The sequence below is a fragment of the Rhizobacter sp. P2_H2 genome, from assembly GCF_056403375.1.
Map to the genome: position 1 here is coordinate 1 of NZ_JBFUFP010000961.1, position 2,097 is coordinate 2,097.

The window sequence follows — 2,097 nt, forward strand, 5'->3', positions numbered from 1 at the left end:
AGGCCGGCCTGTTGCACGCACTGCGACTCGCGCAGCAGGGCCGGCCGCGGCAGGCCTTGCTGCGCGCGCGTGAGGCAGGTGCGTGCGCAGCGGCTGCCGGGCTCGATGAGCTGCGACTGCGGGCGGAGGTGATGGGCGCCGGCCAGCTCGCCGATGCGATCGATGGCGGCATCGACGAGGACGCAGGCGACGCGATGGCGCGTGTGCGCCGCGAGGTCGAGATGGCGGGCGACCGCCTGCTGCTGCGCGATGCCTGCGCGTCGCTCGGGCACCTCGCGGCGATCGGCGAAGACTGGGCTGCGGCCGAGCGCCATCACGCGATGGGCCTCGCGATCGCGCAAACCTTGCATGAATCGGCCCGCGCCGTGCCGCTTGCCGGCCTGTCGCAGGCCTGCCTGCAGCAGGGCCGGCTGCGCGAGGCGCGTTCGCTGGGCGAGGAGGCCTGGCGCTGCGCCCGGCTGGGCGGTGAGCAGCCGGCCCAGGGGCACGCGGCGCTGGCGTTCGCCGGGGCCTTGCGCGCACTGCAGCAGACGACGGCCTTGCGCGAACTGCTGGCCGAGCTCGATGCGCTGCACGACGACCACACGGCCGTGCTGCAGGTGGCGCGCGAATCACTGGCGTTGGCGCTGACGTCAGAACTTCTGCACTGAGTTTTTGCAGCTGTCGCAGAAGGTTTTCATGATGTTGGCCGCTCCTTCCGCGACCAAGGTCATTCCGGTCACGTCCACCTGGAGCAGTATCGTCTCCGTGACAGAGGGGTTGTCGCCGAGCTTCTTGGCCTTGTCCGCGAGAGTGCCCATGTTTGTGCTGATCACGGTCCCCATGCTGGTCGCGAATCCGGTGAGGCTGGAGTCTGAGTCTGCCATGGTGTCATTCCTTTGAGTTGCCTGGAAAGGCAGGGTTGAGGGGGGGAATCTTCTGGGCGCCGCTACGGCACGCAGACCTGGAGCCGCGGCATCACCTGCAACGCCGCGTCCACGGCATGGGCTGCCGCTTCGAGTTGCAGATAGCGCTCACGCGGGTGCATCAGCCGCATCTCGGCCTGCAGCCGGGCTTGCAGCGCGTGCAGCCGGGTCATCACCTCGGTGCGCAACTCGCCACGTTCGTCGCGGGCGAGGCGCTCCTCGAGTTCGCTCGTGAAACAGGTTTGCTTCATCGTCACCTCGGGTCATCGTGCATAGCGAACGCGCTCGCCGCCTTCGAACACCAGCTCGCCGTCCTGGATCGCCGTCAGCGTGCGCCCGGCGATGCGGCCGCCGCGGATCACCCGCATGCCGTCCTCGGTCACCAGGTAGGGCGACGGGCCGCCGACCACCGCCTGCACGACGAACGGCAGCACCGGGGGCGTGCCGTCGACGGTGGCGCGGATCGGCAGCGTGTCGCCGAAGCTCGAGCGGAACTTGTCGTACAGAACCTGCCAGCGGGCGAGGTCGTCGCCGACCAGCTTGCCGGTGAGCACCACCTCGGGGAATTCGCGTGCGAACACGACGCGGCGGTTCAGGCCGGCGGTGGTCAGCTCTTCCTTCAGGCGCACCAGCAGGTCCTCGGGCATCAGCACCTCGGCCTCCAGCTGGTGCAGGCCGGGCACACGGCGGATCGCGGTCATCGCGGCGGYGTCGGCCAGCGCCTCGCCGCGTGCCGCGCCGACGAGCTTCAGCGTGCCGCTGCCGGATCCGGGAACGAAGCGCAGGCTGCCCGGCAGGTCGGCCGCGATCAGCGCCTGCTGCGCGGCCACGATCATCTCGTCCTGCGCGAACACCTGCAGCTCGGGCGACGGACGCAGTTCCTCCACCGCTTTCACGAGCGTGGTCCGGGCCTTCGCGGTCGGCAGGTAGCCGCTGATGCGCCAGGCGCCCCCCGGCTGCAGCGAGATGGTGAGCACGTCGTCGAGCGCGAGGCGTTGCAACAGCGCGGTGAGCGCAGCGGGCGGACCGGCCGTGGGCGCCGAGGCGGCGGCCGCCGCGCTGGCTGCTTCGGACGCCCCGCCGCCAGGTGCCGAGGGGGCATCGTCGACCGCCGACGCTGCTGCGACGGCGGCATGCGCCGCGCCGGCATCGGCCGGTGATGGTGGGTCGCGCAGCAGCCCCATCGCCAGCG

General features: G+C 71.0%; 4 protein-coding genes. 1 reads left to right on the forward strand and 3 read right to left on the reverse strand.

The window, feature by feature from the left end; all coding sequences use genetic code 11:
* The coding region (locus AC1D15_RS28750; protein ID WP_477828703.1) for a hypothetical protein at nucleotides 1-650 on the forward strand (650 nt) is incomplete at its 5' end.
* Here the strand turns inward: AC1D15_RS28750 and AC1D15_RS28755 are convergent.
* The 3 genes from AC1D15_RS28755 to sctD all read right to left on the reverse strand — a co-directional run.
* The gene (locus AC1D15_RS28755; RefSeq protein ID WP_477828704.1) at nucleotides 633-866 is read right to left on the reverse strand and encodes a hypothetical protein; all 234 of its coding nucleotides are present in this window, start codon (nucleotides 864-866) and stop codon (nucleotides 633-635) included. The two genes, AC1D15_RS28750 and AC1D15_RS28755, sit on opposite strands and share 18 nt — an antisense overlap.
* 62 nt (nucleotides 867-928) lie before the next feature.
* Nucleotides 929-1,156 carry an EscE/YscE/SsaE family type III secretion system needle protein co-chaperone gene (locus tag AC1D15_RS28760; RefSeq protein ID WP_477828705.1) on the reverse strand — a complete coding sequence of 76 codons (228 nt, stop codon included), beginning with the start codon at nucleotides 1,154-1,156 and terminating at the stop codon, nucleotides 929-931.
* A 12-nt stretch (nucleotides 1,157-1,168) separates the two neighbouring features.
* Nucleotides 1,169-2,097 (reverse strand): type III secretion system inner membrane ring subunit SctD (gene sctD, locus AC1D15_RS28765; protein WP_477828706.1); only part of this gene is annotated, 929 nt, incomplete at its 5' end.

What these genes read in the sequence shown, in the direction of transcription:
- AC1D15_RS28755 (WP_477828704.1), bottom strand. Translation starts at nt 866, where the DNA reads ATGGCAGACTCAGACTCCAGCCTCACCGGATTCGCGACCAGCATGGGG.
- AC1D15_RS28760 (WP_477828705.1), bottom strand. Translation starts at nt 1,156, where the DNA reads ATGAAGCAAACCTGTTTCACGAGCGAACTCGAGGAGCGCCTCGCCCGC.